This is a genomic window from Neobacillus niacini, assembly GCF_031456445.1.
GTDB classification, from domain to species: domain Bacteria; phylum Bacillota; class Bacilli; order Bacillales; family Cytobacillaceae; genus Neobacillus; species Neobacillus niacini_I.
Map to the genome: position 1 here is coordinate 270,337 of NZ_JAVDUQ010000001.1, position 21,559 is coordinate 291,895.

Annotated in this window: 19 protein-coding genes; all 19 read right to left on the reverse strand. The window is 38.9% G+C overall.

The window, feature by feature from the left end; translation table 11 throughout:
• Positions 1–227: 227 nt before the first annotated feature.
• The 19 genes from J2Y67_RS01380 to J2Y67_RS01470 all read right to left on the reverse strand — a co-directional run bounded on the left by J2Y67_RS01380 (position 228) and on the right by J2Y67_RS01470 (position 21,420).
• Positions 228–1,094 (reverse strand): 2-oxoacid:ferredoxin oxidoreductase subunit beta, encoded by an 867-nt coding sequence (locus J2Y67_RS01380; protein WP_310169761.1) that lies wholly within the window; start codon positions 1,092–1,094, stop codon positions 228–230.
• On the reverse strand, positions 1,095–2,831 hold the full coding sequence (locus tag J2Y67_RS01385) for a 2-oxoacid:acceptor oxidoreductase subunit alpha (RefSeq protein WP_310169762.1): 1,737 nt from the start codon (positions 2,829–2,831) through the stop codon (positions 1,095–1,097).
• 452 nt (positions 2,832–3,283) lie between these two features.
• A complete protein-coding gene (gene spoVS, locus J2Y67_RS01390) occupies positions 3,284–3,544 on the reverse strand; it encodes a stage V sporulation protein SpoVS (protein WP_003211281.1) in 261 nt (86 codons plus the stop codon).
• Positions 3,545–3,709: 165 nt separating this feature from the next.
• Complete coding sequence (locus tag J2Y67_RS01395) at positions 3,710–4,507, reverse strand: TIGR00282 family metallophosphoesterase (protein ID WP_310169763.1); 798 nt, start codon at positions 4,505–4,507, stop codon at positions 3,710–3,712.
• Between the two features lie 104 nt (positions 4,508–4,611).
• Positions 4,612–6,171, reverse strand: a complete 1,560-nt coding sequence (rny, locus tag J2Y67_RS01400; RefSeq protein ID WP_026574920.1) for a ribonuclease Y — start codon at positions 6,169–6,171, stop codon at positions 4,612–4,614.
• Between the two features lie 317 nt (positions 6,172–6,488).
• The gene (recA, locus tag J2Y67_RS01405) at positions 6,489–7,529 is read right to left on the reverse strand and encodes a recombinase RecA (protein ID WP_310169766.1); all 1,041 of its coding nucleotides are present in this window, start codon (positions 7,527–7,529) and stop codon (positions 6,489–6,491) included.
• A 495-nt stretch (positions 7,530–8,024) separates the two neighbouring features.
• Complete coding sequence (locus J2Y67_RS01410) at positions 8,025–9,275, reverse strand: competence/damage-inducible protein A (protein ID WP_310169768.1); 1,251 nt, start codon at positions 9,273–9,275, stop codon at positions 8,025–8,027.
• A 16-nt stretch (positions 9,276–9,291) separates the two neighbouring features.
• On the reverse strand, positions 9,292–9,870 hold the full coding sequence (gene pgsA / locus J2Y67_RS01415) for a CDP-diacylglycerol--glycerol-3-phosphate 3-phosphatidyltransferase (RefSeq protein WP_310169770.1): 579 nt from the start codon (positions 9,868–9,870) through the stop codon (positions 9,292–9,294).
• A 108-nt stretch (positions 9,871–9,978) separates the two neighbouring features.
• Positions 9,979–10,884, reverse strand: coding sequence for a helix-turn-helix domain-containing protein (locus tag J2Y67_RS01420; RefSeq protein WP_310169771.1), 906 nt, complete (start codon positions 10,882–10,884; stop codon positions 9,979–9,981).
• Positions 10,885–10,904: 20 nt separating this feature from the next.
• Complete coding sequence (locus J2Y67_RS01425) at positions 10,905–11,696, reverse strand: DUF3388 domain-containing protein (protein ID WP_310169773.1); 792 nt, start codon at positions 11,694–11,696, stop codon at positions 10,905–10,907.
• 169 nt (positions 11,697–11,865) lie between these two features.
• Entirely contained in the window at positions 11,866–12,123 is a 258-nt protein-coding gene (locus J2Y67_RS01430; protein WP_310169775.1) for a DUF3243 domain-containing protein, read from the reverse strand.
• 78 nt (positions 12,124–12,201) lie between these two features.
• Positions 12,202–12,924, reverse strand: a complete 723-nt coding sequence (gene ymfI, locus J2Y67_RS01435) for an elongation factor P 5-aminopentanone reductase (protein ID WP_310169777.1) — start codon at positions 12,922–12,924, stop codon at positions 12,202–12,204.
• 119 nt (positions 12,925–13,043) lie between these two features.
• Positions 13,044–14,336: an EF-P 5-aminopentanol modification-associated protein YfmH gene (gene yfmH / locus J2Y67_RS01440; RefSeq protein ID WP_310169779.1), complete on the reverse strand. Its 1,293-nt coding sequence runs from the start codon at positions 14,334–14,336 to the stop codon at positions 13,044–13,046.
• On the reverse strand, positions 14,336–15,616 hold the full coding sequence (gene yfmF / locus J2Y67_RS01445) for an EF-P 5-aminopentanol modification-associated protein YfmF (RefSeq protein WP_310169781.1): 1,281 nt from the start codon (positions 15,614–15,616) through the stop codon (positions 14,336–14,338). The genes yfmH and yfmF overlap by 1 nt, the downstream gene beginning before the upstream one ends.
• A 177-nt stretch (positions 15,617–15,793) precedes the next feature.
• On the reverse strand, positions 15,794–16,744 hold the full coding sequence (locus J2Y67_RS01450) for an ABC transporter permease (protein ID WP_396954028.1): 951 nt from the start codon (positions 16,742–16,744) through the stop codon (positions 15,794–15,796).
• 9 nt (positions 16,745–16,753) lie between these two features.
• Positions 16,754–17,800 carry an ABC transporter permease gene (locus tag J2Y67_RS01455; RefSeq protein WP_310169785.1) on the reverse strand — a complete coding sequence of 349 codons (1,047 nt, stop codon included), beginning with the start codon at positions 17,798–17,800 and terminating at the stop codon, positions 16,754–16,756.
• A complete protein-coding gene (locus J2Y67_RS01460; protein ID WP_310170243.1) occupies positions 17,793–19,328 on the reverse strand; it encodes an ABC transporter ATP-binding protein in 1,536 nt (511 codons plus the stop codon). The genes J2Y67_RS01455 and J2Y67_RS01460 overlap by 8 nt, the downstream gene beginning before the upstream one ends.
• Positions 19,329–19,531: 203 nt before the next feature.
• On the reverse strand, positions 19,532–20,605 hold the full coding sequence (locus J2Y67_RS01465) for a BMP family lipoprotein (RefSeq protein WP_310169787.1): 1,074 nt from the start codon (positions 20,603–20,605) through the stop codon (positions 19,532–19,534).
• A gap of 89 nt (positions 20,606–20,694) precedes the next feature.
• Positions 20,695–21,420 carry a GntR family transcriptional regulator gene (locus tag J2Y67_RS01470; protein WP_310169789.1) on the reverse strand — a complete coding sequence of 242 codons (726 nt, stop codon included), beginning with the start codon at positions 21,418–21,420 and terminating at the stop codon, positions 20,695–20,697.
• Positions 21,421–21,559: the final 139 nt, after the last annotated feature.

Consider the following 21,559-nt stretch of genomic DNA (forward strand, 5'->3'; position numbering starts at 1 on the left):
ACTTCAGTGACAAAATAGTCGGGAAATAACAAATATACCTATGTAGAATTCACCGCACAATGGCTAATTGTAGCTTATTTTCTCAATAAAATATGTGACATTCCTCACGTTATACATAAAGTGTAGACCAAGCAGCTTTGGATTAAACCTTGAAAGGAACTATTTGGAATTTCATAGGCTCGCAAAAAAACCCATGGTATCGTAACCACGGGTTTTTTTAAATAGTATTACATAAACTCTGCTGCTAGCTTATCAAAGTGTGCTTGATCAAGGTTAAGATCAGCATTTACTAAAGGTTCCTCAGAGTAGCCTTTAAGTAATTCTTGATATGAACGACGCTCATTGTTTTGGTAAATAAGGCCAGTTACAAGACCATTATGCTTCATTAATGTTTGCATTGCAATTTCGCGGTTGGAAGGATCATATCCTTCAATGTCACTTAACTTAGTTAGGTTTTCTTTAAACCAGTCATATGTGTTTACTTTATTGTAAGTAACACAAGGACTGAAAACGTTAATTAAAGAGAATCCTTTATGTTTAATACCAGCTTCAATTAAAGCTGTTAAGTCTTTTAAATCAGTTGAGAAGCTTTGTGCCACAAAAGTACCACCAACTGTTAAAGCCATTTCCATTGGAGAAATTGCTTGTTCAATGGATCCGCCTGGAGTGGACTTTGTTTTAAAGCCTTCAGCAGAACGTGGTGATGTTTGACCTTTTGTTAAACCATAAATTTGGTTATCCATAACGATGTAGGTAACGTCTAAATTACGGCGAATAGCATGAATTGTATGTGCCATACCGATCGCATATCCATCACCGTCACCACCGGAAGCAATTACAGTTAAATCGCGGTTTGCCATTTTAACCCCTTGAGCAATCGGAAGGGAACGTCCATGGATACCGTGGAATCCATAAGCATTAATATAACCAGAGATACGACCTGAACAGCCAATCCCTGAAATAACGGCAAGATTTTCAGGTTCTAAACCAACATTTGCAGCTGCACGTTGCATTGCAGCTTGTACAGAGAAGTCGCCACAGCCAGGGCACCAGTTCGGTTTTACATCATTTCTAAAGTCTTTAAAAGTGGCCACTTAGAACAACTCCTTACATTTTGAATAAACTTCATGTGGTAAAAACGGATTTCCATCATATTTAACAAACTTTGTAATTTTTTCAGCATGACCAATATTCATTTTCATAATATTTGCAAGCTGACCAGTTGCGTTATTTTCAACAACCAACACTTTTTTCGCAGAACGAATAAGCGGAAGAATTTCGTCCGATGGGAACGGATGGATTAAACGCACTTGTGCATGGTTCACTTTCATGCCGTCAATAGCCAAGCGGCCCATTGCTTCTTCAATTGCTCCTCGAGTTGAGTTAAAACCAACAACTAAAACATCTGCCTCTTCATGTGGTGCATTTTTATAAACTGGTGTATCAAAACGAATATTTTCAACCTTACGGAAACGTTTATCCATTTGTGCAATACGATTTGTTGCTGATTCAGATGGTTTGCCAGTTTCAGCGTGTTCAACACCTGTTACGTGGTGAATACCATTTTTCATTCCTGGAATTGAACGCGGTGATACACCATCTTCTGTTACTTCATAACGCTTGAAATAACCTTTATTTTCAATTTCAGGAAGTTCATCTGTTACCAATTTACCACGTCTAATTTCAACTTTAGAAGCATCCAGTGGTTCTACTGTTTGCTTACCTAATGATAATTGAAGGTCAGATAATAAGATAACAGGGCACTGATACTCTTCAGCAAGGTTAAATGCTTCTGCAGTATCATAGAAAGCCTCTTCAACTGTACTTGGAGCTATAACAATTTTTGGAATTTCCCCATGTGTACCGTAAATCATCGCCATTAAATCTGATTGTTCTTGCTTAGTTGGTAATCCTGTTGAAGGACCCCCACGCTGTGTATCAACAATAACTATTGGAGTTTCAGTAATACCTGCAAGCCCAATTGCTTCCATCTTCAATGATAACCCAGGACCAGAAGATGCAGTAAGGGCACGAACGCCGCCGTAGTTAGCACCAATTGTCATTGTACATGCAGCAATTTCATCTTCAGTTTGAATAACTGATCCGCCAAGAGCAGGTAATTTTTTAATTAAATATTCCATAATATCTGAAGCAGGAGTAATTGGATAAGCTGCCATAAAACGACATCCACCGGCAAGTGCTCCTAAAGCAATTGCATCGTTTCCGATCATGTACATCCGTTTTTTGCCATCAGCTTTTTCAAGTTCCATAGTTGGAACACTAGCATCCATTTTTTCCTTCATATACTCAAAGCCGGCTTTGATTGCATCCATGTTCTTCGCAACTACTTGCTCGCCTTTTTTACCAAAAATTTCACGAACTACTTCTTCAAAAACATGGATGTCTAAATCTAAGACTGCTGATGTAGCACCAATTGCCACCATGTTTTTCATTAAAGAAGTACCTAATTCAGTAGCAATTTCCGTAAATGGAACCGCATACAATGAGCTTTCTGTATCTTCCGGTTTTTTTGGATTAAACTTTGCATCTGCAAGAATTACCCCGCTGCTAGTAAGCTCTTTGTAGTTAACATCAATAGTTTCTTGGTCAAATGCGACAAGAATATCAAGATCATCAGAAATCGAACGAACATCTGTAGTGCTTACTCTGATCTTGTTGTTTGTATGACCACCTTTAATACGTGAAGAAAAGTGACGATAACCATACAAGTAATACCCCAGACGATTCAATGCAATTGCAAAGATTTCTCCAGTACTTTCAATACCTTCCCCTTGTTGTCCTCCAACTTTCCATGAAAGTTGATTGATCATGACTTACACCCCTTTGGATATGTAAAAAATAAGTAAACTAATCATCTAATAGTATAGCACTTTTCCAAGTAAACCACTAGACTTTTACACTTTAAAGTCAAAAAGTATTTTAATTAGATACGTACTAAACGCTTACAATAATAGACCTATGAACTAAAAATTGCAACCCTTTGAATAAAAATATTGACTAAAATATGAATATTTTTTTATTATTAAAAACTTGCCAATTTTAGTAATGTTTTACTGAATTAAATTGATAACTAAAAAACGCTGAAACATGCTGTCGCTCTGCAGTTTTTCCATCGTCGTAATTCTTACCCTACGATTCTTTCATATATACCAGAATAATATTTTCATTGGAAATTTTGCACAAAAATACCTGCTCGGTTTAAAAACCGGCAGGTAAAAGCATAGATATTCATATTCCCTATGCTTAAAACTTTTTACTTTGTTTATCTCGGCTCAACAATGAGCTTTATAGCTGTGCGTTCTTCCCCGTCTATTAAAATATCGGTAAACGCAGGGATGCAAATCAGATCAACTCCGCTAGGTGCTACAAATCCTCGAGCGATCGCTACTGCCTTAACGGCTTGATTTAATGCACCCGCACCAATTGCCTGTATCTCCGCTGCGCCTCTTTCACGAAGAACTCCGGCAAGCGCACCAGCTACAGAATTAGGATTAGACTTTGCTGAAACTTTTAATATTTCCATTCCTAGCTCCTCCTTGTTTAATCCCGATCCCGCATGAGCAGTTCATGAACCAATCAGGTATATATAATACTCCACTGCTACTATATTCGGGCGGCAAAAGACATATTCCGGCTTGGACAAAAAAAGTTCAATTTAAAATGAGAAAAACCCTCCAAAAAGGAAGGTTTAGGAATACCATGGATGTTCATCATTTATTAAAATTCGCTCCATTTTTTTGCATTGACCAGTTTTTCGGTCCAATTCTATCATTACTGCACTTAGCTGTGTACGCCCTGTTTTTGGCACCTCGAAGCGGACCGGGAGGCTCGTTAGAAACCTCTTAAGAACTGCCTCTCTTTCTACACCGAGAATCCCATCGTAAGGACCAGTCATCCCAACATCTGTTAGATAACCTGTCCCCCCCGGCAAAATGCGATTATCAGCTGTTTGAACATGTGTATGAGTCCCAACAACAGCTGAGACTCTGCCGTCAAGATACCATCCCATCGCTTGTTTTTCACTTGTTACTTCCGCATGAAAATCAACAAAAATGAATGGGGTTCGAGTACGGGCGATTTCCACCAATTCATCTGCTTTTCTAAAAGGGCAGTCTAAGGGAGCCATAAAGGTACGCCCTTGTAAATTAATTACCGCAACTTCAACCTCATTCACCTTAAAAAAAGCAATTCCTTGACCAGGAGTCCCTTCCGGAAAATTTGCAGGACGAACCATATTTTTGGCTTTATCGATAAATTCAAAGATTTCTTTATTATCCCAAGCATGATTCCCAAGCGTGATTGCTTGTGCGCCGGAGCTTAAAAATTCACGGTAAATCTTTTCAGTGATTCCTTTTCCTGAAGCAGCATTCTCCCCATTGATAATCGTAAAATTAGGGCGGAATTTCTCTTTTAATTTAGGTAAATATTCTTTGATCATGTCACGGCCTGGCGACCCAACAACATCGCCGATAAATAATATATTCATTTTTTTACCCTTTCTCTAAAAAAATATCTTCTATGCTTAAATTGTATCACAATATTTGTTCCTTTAATCTAGGGCAAAAAATAAAGCGGTGCGAATGCACCGCTTTATTTTGCGTATTCTACAGCCCGTGTTTCACGGATAACTGTCACTTTAATATGTCCTGGGTAATCAAGTTCTTCTTCAATCCGCTTACGAATATCCCGTGCTAAGCGATGTGCAGCCAAATCATCGATTGCATCTGGTCTAACAATGATTCGAACTTCACGACCAGCTTGAATAGCAAATGACTTTTCAACGCCTTCATAGGACTCGGAAATTTCTTCGAGCTTTTCTAGTCGGCGGATATAGTTTTCAAGAGTCTCACTACGTGCGCCAGGTCTAGCTGCAGATAATGCATCAGCAGCTGCCACAAGTACAGCGATAATGGATGTTGGTTCTGTATCCCCATGGTGAGAAGCAATACTGTTAATGACAACAGGGTGTTCTTTATACTTCGTAGCAAGTTCAACCCCGATTTCAACATGGCTTCCTTCCACTTCATGGTCAATCGCTTTTCCGATATCGTGAAGTAATCCTGCACGGCGTGCCAATGTTTCATCTTCTCCAAGTTCAGCTGCAAGCAGCCCTGAAAGCTGTGCAACCTCCATCGAGTGTTTAAGAACATTTTGCCCGTAGCTTGTGCGGAATTTCAAACGGCCAAGGATTTTGATAAGATCCGGATGTAGTCCGTGAACACCGACTTCAAATGTCGTTTGTTCTCCAACCTCACGAATATACTCATCTACTTCCCGACGAGATTTTTCTACCATTTCCTCAATACGTGCAGGATGGATCCGACCATCTTGGACTAGTTTTTCCAGTGCAAGTCGTGCAGTTTCACGACGAATTGGGTCAAATCCTGATAAAATGACAGCTTCTGGCGTATCATCGATAATTAAATCAATCCCTGTCAATGTTTCAAGAGTACGGATATTACGTCCCTCACGGCCGATAATACGCCCCTTCATTTCATCATTCGGCAGGTTGACGACAGAGACAGTTGTTTCCGCAACATGGTCAGCAGCGCAACGCTGGATTGCCAGCGATAAAATTTCCTTTGCTTTCTTGTCGGCGTCTTCTTTCGCTCGATTTTCACTTTCCTTGATCATAATGGCTGTATCATGAGAAAGTTCCTGCTCAACACGATCTAATATAATCGCTTTTGCTTCTTCGCGCGTCAAGCTCGAAATTCGTTCGAGTTCACTTTGTTGTGTTCTAACCAACTCGTCCACTTTGCTTTCCATCTCTTCAATATGCTGTTGTCTTTGGTTTAGAGAATCATCCTTCTTTTCTAAAAGAGTTTCACGCTTATTTAACGATTCATCTTTTCGATCTAAATTCTCTTCTCTTTGCAGTAAACGGTTTTCTTGTTTTTGCAGTTCATTTCTTCGTTCACGAACCTCACGTTCAGCTTCAGTACGAAGCTTGTGAATTTCATCCTTCGCCTCGAGCAATGCCTCTTTTTTCAATGCATCAGCATCACGCTTTGCATCATCAAGGATTTGCTCTGCAGCACTCTTTGCTCCTGCAATTTTTGTTTCGGCAGAGGATTTACGAATAAAATAGCCAACAACGGCACCGACGATAAGGCCAAGCAAAATGGAGATGAGTGTAATTGGTTCCATCGTTACACCTCCTCTTGCTATGAACTTTTGTTACATTTTTAAGTGTCGGCATGTACATTGTTTAGACTCAACATACAGCAAGCACCATGGCTTTTCAATGTAATATTTCCAAAAATGTAAAATATACATGTTAATTGTAAATGTGCGCAAATTTATTGTCAAGGGTAGATAGTGACAGCCGTTTGAAATATTTTGAATTTGTTCAAAGATTTACAAACTTCGCTTGAATTTAGAAGTGAATAAACATTCGGGTTTATGTATAAAAATACACTTTTTCAAAAAAGAGCAAAGCCGATGTCCGGATTTGCTCTTTTTGATTAGTCGATTAGTTCAATTTGATCTGATTCGTCTGTCTCAGTGACCGTCTTATCTCCATCTAATCCGTAATGGTCACGAATTTTTTGTTGGATTTCCAAGCGAATTTCAGGGTTTTCTTTTAAGAATAGTTTCGCGTTTTCACGTCCTTGGCCAAGTCTTTCGTCGTTATAAGAATACCAAGATCCGCTCTTTTGAACGATATCTAACTCTGAGCCAAGATCGATGATCTCACCCTCTTTAGAAATCCCTTCACCATACATAATATCCACTTCTGCTGTACGGAATGGAGGTGCCACTTTATTTTTGACCACTTTAATTTTTGTTTTATTTCCGACAATGTCATTGCCTTGCTTTAAGGCTTCTGCACGACGGACTTCAAGGCGGATAGTCGAATAGAACTTCAACGCGCGTCCTCCAGGTGTCGTCTCGGGGTTTCCGAACATGACCCCAACTTTTTCACGAATTTGGTTAATAAAGACGGCAATTGTTTTTGATTTATTGATTGCACCAGATAGCTTACGAAGGGCTTGAGACATTAAACGTGCTTGCAAACCTACGTGAGCATCACCCATCTCACCCTCAATCTCAGCTTTTGGAACTAATGCTGCTACAGAGTCGATTACGATAATATCGACTGCACCGCTTCGAACAAGTGCTTCAGCAATTTCAAGTGCTTGTTCTCCTGTGTCTGGCTGCGATAATAATAACTCATCAATGTTTACACCAAGCTTTTGGGCATAAGTTGGATCAAGCGCGTGCTCGGCGTCGATAAATGCTGCTTGGCCGCCTTTTGCTTGCACTTCTGCAATTGCATGTAATGCTACTGTGGTTTTACCTGAGCTTTCCGGTCCATATATTTCGATAATACGTCCTCTTGGATATCCCCCAACTCCAAGAGCAGTATCAAGTGCTAATGATCCACTTGGCACTGTTGAAATCCTTGTTTCTGTTTGCTCACCCATTTTCATGATTGAGCCTTTACCAAATTGCTTCTCTATTTGCTTTAGAGCCATTTCTAAAGCTGCTTTACGATCACTCACTAAATCGTTCCTCCTCATATATAAAAAAATAAGATTATATCCAAAATCTATCATTTAAAACCTATTAATAATATAACCTCTTTTAGACTATTTGTCGAGTAAAAAAACGAACATTCATTCGACTGATTTGTGAGGAATCTAATATGTAAAAACAGGTAAATCCTTCGGATAAATGGATCTTTTATATAAATTTGTCCAGAGCAAATAAAGGAATTCATTTATTATCTGATAATTACATTTTAATATTTTGGCGTTTGATTGTACTTTCCACTTACTTCATTTTATTTTCCAGTTAGAGTGCTATACTTTCCAGTTGTCACTATTTATTTTCCACTTGAGCTATTTTATTTTCCAATTGGGGTATTTTATTTTCCGATTTTTATAAAATACTTTCCACTTTCCCTGTTTTATTTTCCACTTCCAACTCTTTATTCCCCACTCCACATCCCCCAATCTAAACCACCATCAAAACAAAAAAAGAATCACAGAACACGCCTAAGCATTCTGTAACTCTTTCAAATGTTTTAGTAAATAATAACACCCAAATTTCACCGCGCGGGTCCGGTTCGCTTCCCTTGAACCAGCGAGGATGACTTTTTCCACAACAGTTGGTCGTCCTTTAATAGCCATTCCAATATAAACCGTACCAACCGGCTTTCCTTCCTGTTCATCCGGCCCGGCAACACCGGTAAAACTGATGCCAATATCCGTTCCCACAAGACTTGAAATATTTTCAGCTAATTCCAATGCACATTGCTCGCTAACAACTCCATAGCCGTCAATCGTTTCCTGTTTCACCTTTAACACCTGGTGTTTTACTTCATTTGTATAGCAAACAACGCCGCCTTTTAAAATGGAACTTGCACCGGGGATGGAGGTTAACTCCTTCTGAAACATTCCGCCAGTGAGACTTTCCGCAGCCCCAATCGTAAAATTCTTTTCTTTTAAAACTTTACTTAATTCTTCGACAAGCGATGTATTGTTGTAGCCATATAAAAATTGTCCGGCACGAGCACTAATCTTTTGCTCAACTTCATCTAGCATTTTAATAGCTGTGTCAAAGTCCTGATGCTTTGCAGTCAGCCTTAAGGTTACCTCACCATCGCCCGCTAACGGGGCAATCGTTGGATTGCTTTGCGCATCAATTAGATCAATAATTTCGGTTTCCAATGCCGCTTCTCCAATCCCGAAAAAGCGGAGCACTCGTGAAACTATCTTTTCATTGCTCTTAACTTGTAATGACAGCGCTGAAAGACCATACTCAATGAACATCGGTTCCATTTCCTTCGGAGGTCCCGGCAAAAGCATGTAAACATGCCCCAAACTCTCAAGCACCATTCCAGGCGCCATCCCATGATCATTGGTCAAAACGTGAGACCCTTCTAATACAAGTGCTTGTTTCCGATTATTTTCCGTCATCTGCCGATTTGTTTTTTTAAAATAGGCTACAATCGACTCTAAAGCCTTTTCGTCGAAAATTAAATCCTTCCCGATATGCTTTGCAATCGTTTCTTTCGTCAAATCATCCTTCGTCGGTCCAAGACCGCCTGTAAAAATAATCAAATCAGATCGGTTTTCGGCAACCTCGATAGCTGCTTTTAAACGGTCCGGATTATCACCGACAACGGTATGATAATAGACATTAATGCCTGCACCGGCTAAATGCTGGGAGATAAACCGTGCATTTGTATTCACAATTTGTCCAAGTAACAGCTCCGACCCAACCGCAATGATTTCTGCATTCACAATCTATCACTTCCCATTATTTAGAATTTTTTAACACATGGCTGTTCTTCGCAAAATAATCCCAGCCGGACCAGATGGTAAAAATCAATGCTACCCATAAGGCAATATCAGCAAATGGGAAAGAGAACATTTCAAAAAAGATATTATGTAAAAGAAGCGCAGAAATCGCGATAATTTGCGTCCAGGTTTTAATTTTTCCAAGCATATTAGCGGCAACAACCTCACCTTCACCGGCAAGCAGAAGGCGTAGTCCTGTAACCGCAAACTCCCTGCTAATGATGATAATGACAATCCATGACGCAGCATACCCTAGTTCTACTAAAACAATTAGGGCTGCAGAAACGAGCAATTTATCGGCAAGGGGATCAAGAAATTTCCCCATATTTGTCACAAGATTATATTTGCGGGCGTAATATCCGTCCACCCAGTCAGTTGTAGAAGCAATAATAAAGATGAGAGCTCCTACAAAGTGGGTTACAGGCAAGTCCACTCCAAGCAAATGTAAATTTCCCCATTTAAAAGGGACAAGCATAATGACCAAGAATAATGGAATTAATAAGATTCTCGATACCGTTATCCTATTTGGTATATTCATTAAAATTTCCTCCTAATTAAAAACAAGAACACAATCAAAAAGACAGATTATTATTATTTCAATTTATTTTGTAAATTAAAAACCGAAAAATAGTCATCAATACGATGACTATTTGTTCTTAGGAACATATTGTATCGTAATTCTTTGAGTAACCATTTTACTCGGTGCTACTGCATACTCAAGCTTTTGGCCATTTACATAGATGTCCGTATCCAAGGTTTTTCCTACAACAAGAACCGCTTGGCTTTCTTTCGATAAATCTACTGTTTTGCTAACCGTTCCATCTGTCGTTAGCATCCCCTGGAAGAAAGAATAGCCCTTGCCATTCTTAATATTCACCCATGTTTGACCCTTTGAAACCAATTTCACTTTAAACTTATCGGTATTGGTTAATTTAAATGTGGTATTTGGACCGCTGCTTTGAACAACTTTTAAATCCTGCTTCGGAGCGGTTTCACCAGAAGAATCCGCGCTGTTCTTACTTTTATTTGTGTTGATTTTAACTTTAGACGTTGTTGAACTTTTAGTTTCTGTTGCTTTTACTTCTTCAAGATTTTGTGACTTTTCAAGTTTCGCTTGGTCATTTACTTTATTAATGGAATTATTCGAATTACTGCTTGCATGACTTAAAAGTAAATAATAGACTAACCCTGCCACCCCAATGACAAAAACACCAATTAGTATTTTCGGGAGGACATCAAAAAATTTCGAATTTCCTTCTGAAATCGTTTTTCGGCTTTTTACTCTGGATAATTGATCGGTTATTTCTTCATTATGGGTAATAGGTATATCACTTTTATATGTCTCAAAAATTTCATCGGGATTTAGCTGAAGTGCCTCTGCGTACTGCTTGATAAATGCACGGGCATAAAAATTTCCCGGCATAATAGAGTAATTTCCTTCTTCAATACCTATTAAGTAACGCTTTTGGATTTTAGTTAAGGACTGTACATCGTCCAAACTTAAGTTTTTGGCTAATCGGGCTTCTTTTAGTCGATTACCTAATTCAGTCAACTTTTAACACCTTCCAATTTTCAAAAATCAAAATCTCCAAAATCAGAGCCGGAGAGTAAGCTATTTTGTTCAACTACCTCGTATGTAATCTCTTCGTCTGCGTCATTTCTTAATTCGATAATGTAATCAAAATCATCTAGCGTGTACTCTGAATTTTGAACGAAAACGTCAGGATGTTCAATCACTTTTACGGAAGGCATCCGCATAATCTCACGGACAAGCTGCCAATGGCGTTCACTTGCGCGTTTTGTTGAGACGATTCCATCCAAAATATATAAATTATTTTCATTGTACTCATCTTGAATCAGCTGATTTCGGATGGTTTGTTTTAAAAGAGTAGAAGAAACAAACAGCCATCTTTTATTCGCACAAACACTTGCTGCAACAAGAGATTCTGTTTTACCAACACGAGGCATCCCGCGAATCCCTATTAACTTATGGCCCTCCTGCTTAAACAATTCTGCCATAAAATCAACTAATAATCCAAGTTCATCCCTTACAAAGCGGAATGTTTTTTTATCATCCGCGTCCCGTTGAATATAGCGTCCATGTCTGACGGCAAGACGATCACGCAGCTTTGGTTCCCTAAGCTTGATTAATTTTATTGTATCCATTGTATTGAGAATTGACTCTAATCGTTTAATTTGATCATCATCTTTTGCTTTAATTAAAAGACCCCGTCTTCCTTCATCTACACCATTAATCGTTACAATATTAATAGCAAGCATACCTAATAGCGATGAAATGTCGCCTAACAAACCGGGACGGTTTTTTTGAATCTCATATTCTAAATACCATTCTTTTTTCTCCACAATAAAAAACCTCCTCAGTATACACGTGAGTCATTCGACAATTTTTCACATTCCGATATCTAAACCTTATAATAAATGATTTTGATTGAAGATGAAAGAAAAAACAAGGAGAATGACCTTAATTCTAGGAGAAAATATAGACAAAAAAAAGAGAGGGCCAGCCTCTCTCTTAACGAACACCATTATTTGAAATTAGTTTAATCATCATATTGGCAATTGCCTGTTGTTCTTGCTTATCCGCAACGGACCAAAGATCTGAGAGAACTCTTTGCTGCTCATTTTTTGGCTCTACCTGGTTTGCTAAATAATCACCAATTTGAAATGCCAGATTGTTGACAGCACCCTCACTCATTCCCTCATTTTGTGCATGATGAAGACGATCAGCTAAAAAATCTTCCCACTGTTTCCAGTTATCTAAAACAGACATCTTAAAACCCTCCTTTAGAATAGTACAAAGATATTTTGTGACTTTCCGGAGGGATTTATTCATTTTAGAAATTAATTTTTAAGTGTACCATCCGCCGTTTATGGCAAGAACTTGTCCGGTTATATACGATGATTCTTCCGATACTAAAAAAGCCGTACCCTTTGCAATTTCTTCAGGTATTCCAAGCCTTCCCATTGGGATTTCTTCATGAATGGATTCCATTTCTTCCTTTGTAAAACCTTCCATCATTGACGTTGCAACTGCTCCTGGAGCAATAGCATTTACACGGATGCCATTAAGGGCTACTTCCTTGCTTAACGCTTTTACAAAGGCTATTTGAGCGCCCTTTGCAGTAGAATAGGCAACTTCGCAGGCAGCACCGGTTTGTCCCCAAATCGAAGTGATGACCACGATACTCCCTGACCCCTTACTATATAATTTCGGCAATAATTCTTTTGTCATCATTAATGGATTTAGAACATGTACATTCATCAGCGCTGCCGCATCTTCCTGCGATAAATCTACCAGCAGACCATAATGACTGTTCCCGCTGCAATGAATGATGGCATCTAGTGAAAAAATTTGCGAACAAACCCGTTTGTATCCATGCGAATCAGAAAGGTCAGCATGAATAGGTAAATACTCCCCGCCATATCGTTTCAACTTTTCCATTAAATCGGTTATCGCTTGTTCGTTTCGATTGTAATGTAAATATAATTGATAGCCTTTGGCTGCTAAAGTTAAAGCTATCGCCTGTCCGATTCCTCCACTTGCCCCTGTAATGAGTGCGTATTTTTTCAATTTTCCCACTCTTTCTATTTATAAAATAGGCTGTGCTAAGCTAACCTGATGAGTTCCGCTCCGATCAACATTGACCTTTAACACAGCTAAAAAGCGCCGTATCACGACGCTTTCCTTCACTAATTTTTCTTCGGAATCACCTGACATACAGAAAATCGCTCTTCTGATATGATTTCAGATGCCAATTGTTGTACATCGTTTAAGCTAATCTTTTCAAGCGTAGGAACAACATCAAATAAATTCATATCATTAAACGCATACCTTGTAAATTGATTGGCAATATATTCAGGAGAGTTGACTGCCCGTAAAAACGAACCGATTTTCTTCTTTTTCGTCCGCTCCAGTTGCACTTCCGTAAAGATTCTGCCATTTTTAGCATCCAGCAGCATTTTTTCAAGTCTTTCTGCAAGCTGATTGGCATCTCTTGTATCTCCGCCGACCATGGCAAACCCAAATCCTTGTTCTTGTGTATAATCATAAGAAAATGAGTCGTCAATCAGTCCCTCTTTATAGAGCTGATCAAAGTTGTCTGAGCTCTTGCCGAATAACAAATCAAGCAGGATATTCGTGATTAATTCATTTTTTAACAGCTCATCACCTTTTTGATCCACATGGAGAGCTTTGATGCCGACTAAGCATTTAGGCGTTTGGACGTTCATTTCAAGCACTTGTTTCTTTTCCGCTGCCGGAGATGGCTCTTCGTCAAATTTACGTTTAATTTCTGGCTGATCTTTAAACGGTTTTTTCGCCTGGTTTGCTCTTACTTGGTCCATAATCGCTTTCGGGTCAACCGGACCGACAATAAACAAAAGCATATTGCTCGGATGGTAAAAGGTATTGTAACATTCATAAAGCCAATCCTTAGTAATATGGGAAATTGACTCAATCGTACCGGCAATATCAATTTTAACGGGATGGTTTTGATATAAATTTTCGATTAAGCCAAAATAAAGACGCCAGTCAGGGTTATCGTCGTACATCGTAATTTCCTGTCCGATGATTCCTTTTTCCTTTTCTACTGTTTTTTCCGAAAAATATGGTTCCTGTACAAAATCTATTAAGGTTTCCAGATTTTTTTCTACATCAGATGTACTGGAAAACAAATAGGCAGTTCTAGTAAACGAAGTAAAGGCATTGGCAGATGCACCTTGGCGGCTAAATTGCTGGAAAACATCACCATCTTCTTTTTCAAATAACTTATGCTCTAAAAAGTGGGCAATCCCATCAGGTACCTTGACATACTCATCTTTCCCAAGCGGAACAAAGCAATTATCAACAGAACCATATTTAGTCGTAAAGGTAGCATAGGTTTTATTAAAGCCCTTTTTCGGCAAAATATAGACTTGAAGCCCATTGTCCATTTGTTCGTGAAAAAGTTCTTCTTGGAGCTGGTCAAACTTAAGTTTTTCCATTATTGGCCCGCCTCCGTTCCAGTTAAGAAATAAATCGTATCAAGTTGAATTTTTTCTGCAACATCTACGATTTCTTCCTTTGTTACTTTTTGCATTTCTTCAAGCCAGGTATTTAAAAGAATATCGGTATCGGCTACAACATTTTGATATAAAACTTCAATTAGGCCCCTTGAAGTATCAATCGTTTCCAACATTTGGTTTTGAATTACGGCTTTCGTCTGGGTTAATTCCTCGTCTGAGAAATCGCCCTTTTTCATCGCTTCCATTTGTTCATGGATAATTCCCACTGCTTGATCATAATTTTTTAAATCAATCCCCGAAACAACAATCATCAATCCTTTATGGCTTTCCAAACGACTTGCGGCATAGTAGGCAAGGCTGGCTTTTTCCCTTACGTTAATAAAAAGTTTAGAGTGGGAAAAACCACCGAAAATCCCATTAAAGACTTGCAGTGCAAAATAATCAGGGTCTCCATAGCGAATATTGGTGCGATAGCCGATATTTAATTTTCCTTGCTTTACATCCTGCTTTTCTTTCACTTCATTTACTTGCTCAATCTTCTTTTGATCTGCTGGTTCTAGTTTTTTTGGTGTTCGCGTTTCAAATTTGAGCAATTCATCGGCGATTTTTTTTACTTCTTCCTCTTTTACATCACCAATCACATATAAATCCATTTCATCTTCAGAAAATGCTTTTTGATAAAATTCATATAATGTTTCAGGTGTGATTTTATCAACATCCTCTAAGTTCCCGTTTACATCGAGAGCATACAGTTCCCCTTTGCACATTTCTTCAATTAAACGGACATTGGAGTAGCGCATTTTATCATCATAAACAGATTGAATTCGCTGCTTTAATGTTCGCTTTTCTTTTTCCATTGTCTCGGAATCAAACGCATGATCCGATGCATTTGGTTTCGTTAAAATTTCCGCCAAAAGCTCAAAACCCTTTTTCAATAAAGGACTGGGGTCACTTAAAAATTTTTCATTGGCTATTTCTATGGTGAAACTTACGACATGATTTTCACCCTTTTTTGATAAATCCACAAACAGGGTGGCTCCATATAATTCATCTAAATAAGAACGTAGTGCCGTAGTAGATGAAAATTTTGTCGAACTGCTTTGCAAAACATGAGGAAGCAACGCCCTTTTTGTTACGTCCTCTTGTGATAATGGCGCTTTCATTTTCCATATAAAGGTATTTGTTTTATATTTATCTGTTTCGATGACATGAAGCTTGTATCCTTGCATTTCTGTCATTTTTTCCGCAGCAGCAGCCATTTGCATACCTCCTTCAAATTAAAAAATCCCTTATTTAACCATATGTAAAAATTCATGCAGTTATTTTATCTTTTCCTTAGTTAAACAGACGTATACTTTTACTATAATTTGCCACGTAGGCTCACACAAGTTTCAAACCTAGAAAACCCTTGGACTTATGGTCCAAGGGTAGAAATCTTATCGACTGCCTTTTATATAATGCACCCCATCTGCTTTTGGTGCTTCGGCACGGCCGATAAAGCCCGCTAGTGCTAAAATTGTTAATACATATGGGGCAATTAACAAGTATACATCCGGAATATTTTTCAAGAATGGTAAACTTGATCCGATGATACTGATACTTTGGGCAAAACCAAAGAATAATGCCGCTCCCATTGCACCCAGCGGATGCCATTTACCAAAAATCATGGCTGCCAGGGCCATAAAACCTTGGCCGCTAATAGTGGAATGGCTGAAGTTTGAGGAAATGGATTCCGCATAGACGCCACCGCCAATTCCGCCAAGAGCCCCGGAAATAATAACACCTAAATAACGCATTTTTGTTACGTTAATTCCCATTGTATCGGCAGCCATTGGGTGTTCACCCACTGAACGAAGACGCAGTCCGAATGGTGTTTTATAGATAATATACCATGCGATAATCGCAACGATTATAGCTACAAATGATGTCCAATACGTATTTTGGAAAAATATTTTACCAATTACAGGAATATCCTTTAAAATTGGAACATCAATTTTACTAAAGCTTTCTTTAATAATGTCCGTTTCACCTTTATTGTAAATTAACTTAACAAGGAATAATGTAAGTCCTGTTGCCAGCAGGTTGATGGCCACCCCGGAAACCGTATGGTCCGCACGGAAGGTGATAGCCGCTACGGCATGGAGAATAGAGAAAATGGCTCCAGCTGCCATTGCAACCAATAATGAAATCCACGGAGTTGCATTACCGAAAGTACCGGCAAAAGTTAAGTTAAAGACAACCGCTGAAAAAGCACCAATGACCATTAATCCTTCAAGTCCGATATTAACCACACCGGAACGTTCAGAGAATACACCGCCTAATGCAGTGAAGACAAGTGGAGCCGCCCATAGTAATGTGGAAGGAATAACAATTGTCAAAATTTCCATTAAGCTCACTTACTTCACCCCCTTCTTACTGAATCGGTCAAGAACTATTCTTATGATATAACTTGAAGCAACAAAGAATACGATCAACGCAATAATGATATCCACTAATTCCTTTGGTACCCCTGCTTCAAGCGGCATAGATAAAGCACCGATTTTTAAAATACCGAATAGAAGTGCCGAGAAAAATACTCCAAGTGCTGTGTTGCCGCCTAATAAAGCCACGGCAATCCCGTTAAAGCCAACACCGGTAAATCCGCCTTGAACCGCCATATATCCGAAAGTACCCAAACCTTCCATTGCACCGGCTATTCCGGCGAAGCATCCGGAAATCACCATGGAAAGGATAATATTTTTATTTACACTCATCCCCGCATAGTGTGCAGCATCTTGGTTGAATCCAACAGCACGCAGTTCATAACCACGGGTTGTTTTCTCTAATAGGAACCACATAATGATACAACAGATAATTGCAATAACAATCCCCCAGTGCATGGTGGAATGAGTCGTTATTTCTTCCAGCCATGGAGAACGTAATGACGCTGAGTCATGAATCATTCCAGTTTTCGATGAACCTTGATTTAATTTATTATTTATAATGTAGTTAACAGTATGCAAAGCAATATAGTTCATCATAATGGTAACAATTACTTCATGCACACGGAAACGTGCTTTTAATAGCCCTGGGATAAATGCCCAAAGCCCGCCGGCAACCATTGCTGCGATGATCGCTAACGGTAAATGAATGATTTTTGGTAAATCGAAGGTTACCCCTACCCATACAGCGGCAAGCCATCCAACAATAAATTGACCTTCAACACCGATATTAAATAGCCCGACTCTAAAGGCAAAGGCAACAGCCAGACCCGCTAAAATATATGGAGTTACTTGTCTGATTACCTCTCCAATATAGTAAATATCACCAAAAGCACCGTCCCACAATGCTGCATAGGCGGCAACAGGATCATAACCACTTGCTAACATGATGATGGTTCCAACAATAACCCCTAAAATAACAGCAATAACGGGTGTTAAAATATTGCGTAAGCGTTTAGACATGTGTTCCTTCCCCCGCTTCATTTCGATTCGAACCGGCCATCAGCAATCCTAGTTCTTGTTCCGTGGTTTCTTTAGGCTTTACCACTGCAACAATTTTCCCCTCATATATAACCGCAATCCGGTCACTGACATTCATAATTTCATCCAGTTCAAAAGATACAAGTAAAACTGCCTTCCCATTATCACGTTGTTCAATCAAACGTTTGTGAATAAACTCGATTGCTCCAACATCCAAACCTCGTGTCGGCTGTGCAGCAATTAGCAAATCCGGATTCCGGTCAACTTCACGACCGATAATTGCTTTCTGCTGGTTACCACCGGATAAAGCACGTGCTAAAGCATATTCACTAGGAGTTCGAACATCAAATTCTGTAATTAATTTTCTTGCTTTGTTATAGATCTCTTTAAAATTTAAAATTCCATTCTTTGAATATGGTTTTTTGTAATAAGTTTGCAGCACCATATTTTCTGCAATTGGATAGTTCAGAACTAATCCGTGCTTATGTCTGTCTTGCGGAATATGACCGACCCCGGATTCTGTTACTTTTCTTGGTGAAAGACCAATAAGCTCTTTTCCGTTTACTTTCACACTGCCGCTTTCAGCCTTCCTTAAACCGGTAATGGCCTCAATAAATTCCGATTGACCATTCCCATCCACACCGGCAATCCCAACAATTTCACCTGCACGAACCGTTAAATCTAATCCATTTACAACTGTTACGCCGCGTGAATCCTTTACAAGTAAGTCCTTGACCTCAAGTACATCTTGTTTTGGATTTGGCGGTTTCTTTTCCGTTTTAAACACAACTTCACGGCCAACCATTAAATTTGCCAGTTCGTTTGGGTTGGTCTCGCTGACATTGACTGTGCCAATCCCTTTTCCTTTCCGAATAACCGTACAGCGGTCAGCAACCTCCATGATTTCTTTTAATTTATGAGTGATGATAATGATGGATTTACCTTCTTTAATCAACGTTTTCATAATTTGAATCAATTCATGAATTTCCTGAGGTGTTAAAACGGCTGTAGGTTCATCAAAAATTAATATTTCCGCACCGCGATAGAGTGTTTTTAAAATTTCTACACGTTGCTGCATGCCTACGCTGATATCTGAAATCTTAGCCTGTGGATCAACGGCCAGGCCATATCGTTCTGAGATATCACGGACTTCTTTTTCCGCTTTTTTCAGATCAATTCTACCGGCGGTTGTAATTTCTTTTCCTAGTATGATATTTTCTGTAACAGTAAATTTATCAACAAGCATAAAATGCTGATGCACCATTCCAATTCCAAGGTCATTGGCAATGTTCGGATTTGCTATTTTTACAGGTTTTCCATGAACCCGAATCTCACCTTGCTCTGGTTGGTATAAACCAAAAAGGACGTTCATTAATGTAGTTTTCCCTGCACCGTTTTCCCCCAGCAAAGCATGGATTTCTCCCTTTTTCAATTGAAGGGTAATGTTATCATTTGCGACAAAGCTGCCAAATTCCTTGCGGATATTTAACATTTCAATAACATATTCCATCATTTCTCACTTCCTTTTGAAAGGTTTTTGAAATTTATACATTAGTAGTAAGAGGTCAGACCTTTATTTTAATAAAAAAATAGGGAATTCTTCCCTAAGTCAAACCCTAACTGAAAAGTAGAATAAGGAATTCTACGCTTCATTTAAGGTTCAAAAAAATAAGCGGGCCGGTAAATGAAACCCGCTTTGTTTTATGTGGCAAATTATTTCGCTTTAAATGTTTTTAATTCTTTAAGGGTTCCAGGAACCTTTACAGCACCAGATTTAATCTTATCTGTCCAATCTTTTACTGCTTTTTCAATTGCAGCTTTGTTTGATGCTTTGCTGTTAATCGGAGCTAGGCCAACTCCATCCTCATGTAAGCCGTATACAGTTGTTTGGCCACCAGGGAAGTTGCCTTCTTTCGCTTTTGTAGCAATATCTTTCACTGCAAGGTCAACGCGTTTCATTGCAGAAGTTAACACAACATTAGGACCCATAAAGCTTTGGTCTTGGTCTACACCAATGGCCCAGATTTCCTTGTTAGGATCTTTCTTCTTAAGGTCAGAAGCTTCCTTGAATAGTCCGTTACCAGTTGCACCGGCAGCGTGGAATACTACGTCATCACCAGAAGAATACATTTTAGAAGCAATGGCTTGACCAAGCTCTGCTTTATCAAATGCACCTGAATACTGTACATCAACTTTTGCTTCAGGTTTAGCAGCTTGAACACCTGCTAAGAATCCAGCCTGAAAACGTTCAATAACAGGGATTTTCATACCACCGATAAAACCGATTTTATTAGTTTTTGTCTGAAGAGCAGCTGCAACACCAGCAAGGAATGCAGCCTCTTGCTCTTTAAATAGCACGCTCGTAACATTTGGTTCTTTCACTTCATCATCAATGATAGCAAAATTGTTTTTAGGTTGTTGTTTTGCAATTTCATCCACAGCATTATGCATGAGGAAGCCAATACCAAATACTAAATCATAACCGGTACGTGCAAGTGTATTTAAGTTGGTTGAATAGTCAGCATCAGAAGTAGATTGAAGGTAATCGAATCCATCTTTACCCTTTGACAAACCATTTTCTTTACCATAATCTTGAAGACCTTTCCAAGCAGATTGGTTAAATGATTTGTCGTCAACACCGCCGACATCTGTAACCATTGCTACAGTAAAGGCTTTTTCTTTCTTGCCGCCATCATTCGCTGTATCATTGGCTTTACCGCATGCCCCTAAAAGAGTACCGGCAGCTATTACTAGTGATAGCGCCATTCCAATTTTACGCTTTTTCAAGATATTGACCCCCTAAAGATTATTGTTTTGATTAAGTAGAAATGGAAGAAAACAGAAATGTTTCCGTTTTCATTATTGCTTAAAAAAAATTAAAATCTTTTCCGCAGCACACGAAAACTAAACTTATCTGCTTTAAAATAGTTTACCGAAAAAAGTACTGGTTCATCCGTTTCATCGAAATGCATCTGCTTTAATACAAGCAATGCTGTTTCAGGGTCACATTCTAGAATTGGGGAAATTTTCTCATGATAACCAATTGGTTCTATTTGAGCAACTGCATATGTAATTTTGCGGTTCGCCTCTTCTTCTAATATCTTGAAGATTGACTCTTTTCCGTGAGAAAAAGTTTCGGGCAAAATAATTTCTGGTACCTTGTCAATACAATAGACAACCGGTTCTCCATTTGCAGTTCTAACCCGTTCCATGACAACCATTTCCTCATTTATAGAACATGAGAAACGCCGAATATCTTCCTCGGTAGGACTTTGGGTAGATGAACTTAGGAATATCGTGCCCGGTATCATCTCCGCTTGCTTAATCATGTCAGTGACACTATTAAGTTGTTCAATCCCAGAAGTAAACAACGGCTTCGAGTTTACAAAGGTTCCCACCCCGTGGCGCCTTATGATCACATTTTCCTCCTCGAGAATGCGAAGCGCCTCCCGAAGAGTAGCCCTGCTTACACCTAGATGTTTTGCAAGATCAAATTCCGAGGGTAATTTTTCTTTTTCTTTATATATACCTTCTTCAATATCTTGCTTTAACCGATCGATAACTTGTAAATACAAGTGCCGATTATCTGACCTAATAGACATGCAGGTTCCTCCAGCCTTTTCCTAAGACATCAGACATCTGATGTATAATCATTCCTACTAATCGAAAATAATATAACATTTTTTCGGTAATAAATAAATAGAAATTATTCATTTTGTCGAAAAAAGACACAAAGGATGA

Bases quoted from the DNA above. Each gene is read 5' to 3' on its own strand.
- J2Y67_RS01385 (WP_310169762.1), bottom strand. From the start codon at position 2,831: ATGATCAATCAACTTTCATGGAAAGTTGGAGGACAACAAGGGGAAGGT.
- spoVS (WP_003211281.1), bottom strand. From the start codon at position 3,544: ATGGAAATATTAAAAGTTTCAGCAAAGTCTAATCCTAATTCTGTAGCT.
- J2Y67_RS01395 (WP_310169763.1), bottom strand. From the start codon at position 4,507: ATGAATATATTATTTATCGGCGATGTTGTTGGGTCGCCAGGCCGTGAC.
- rny (WP_026574920.1), bottom strand. From the start codon at position 6,171: ATGGAACCAATTACACTCATCTCCATTTTGCTTGGCCTTATCGTCGGT.
- pgsA (WP_310169770.1), bottom strand. From the start codon at position 9,870: ATGAATATACCAAATAGGATAACGGTATCGAGAATCTTATTAATTCCA.
- J2Y67_RS01430 (WP_310169775.1), bottom strand. From the start codon at position 12,123: ATGTCTGTTTTAGATAACTGGAAACAGTGGGAAGATTTTTTAGCTGAT.
- yfmH (WP_310169779.1), bottom strand. From the start codon at position 14,336: ATGGAAAAACTTAAGTTTGACCAGCTCCAAGAAGAACTTTTTCACGAA.
- yfmF (WP_310169781.1), bottom strand. From the start codon at position 15,616: ATGGCTGCTGCTGCGGAAAAAATGACAGAAATGCAAGGATACAAGCTT.
- J2Y67_RS01450 (WP_396954028.1), bottom strand. From the start codon at position 16,744: ATGGAAATTTTGACAATTGTTATTCCTTCCACATTACTATGGGCGGCT.
- J2Y67_RS01455 (WP_310169785.1), bottom strand. From the start codon at position 17,800: ATGTCTAAACGCTTACGCAATATTTTAACACCCGTTATTGCTGTTATT.
- J2Y67_RS01460 (WP_310170243.1), bottom strand. From the start codon at position 19,328: ATGGAATATGTTATTGAAATGTTAAATATCCGCAAGGAATTTGGCAGC.
- J2Y67_RS01470 (WP_310169789.1), bottom strand. From the start codon at position 21,420: ATGTCTATTAGGTCAGATAATCGGCACTTGTATTTACAAGTTATCGAT.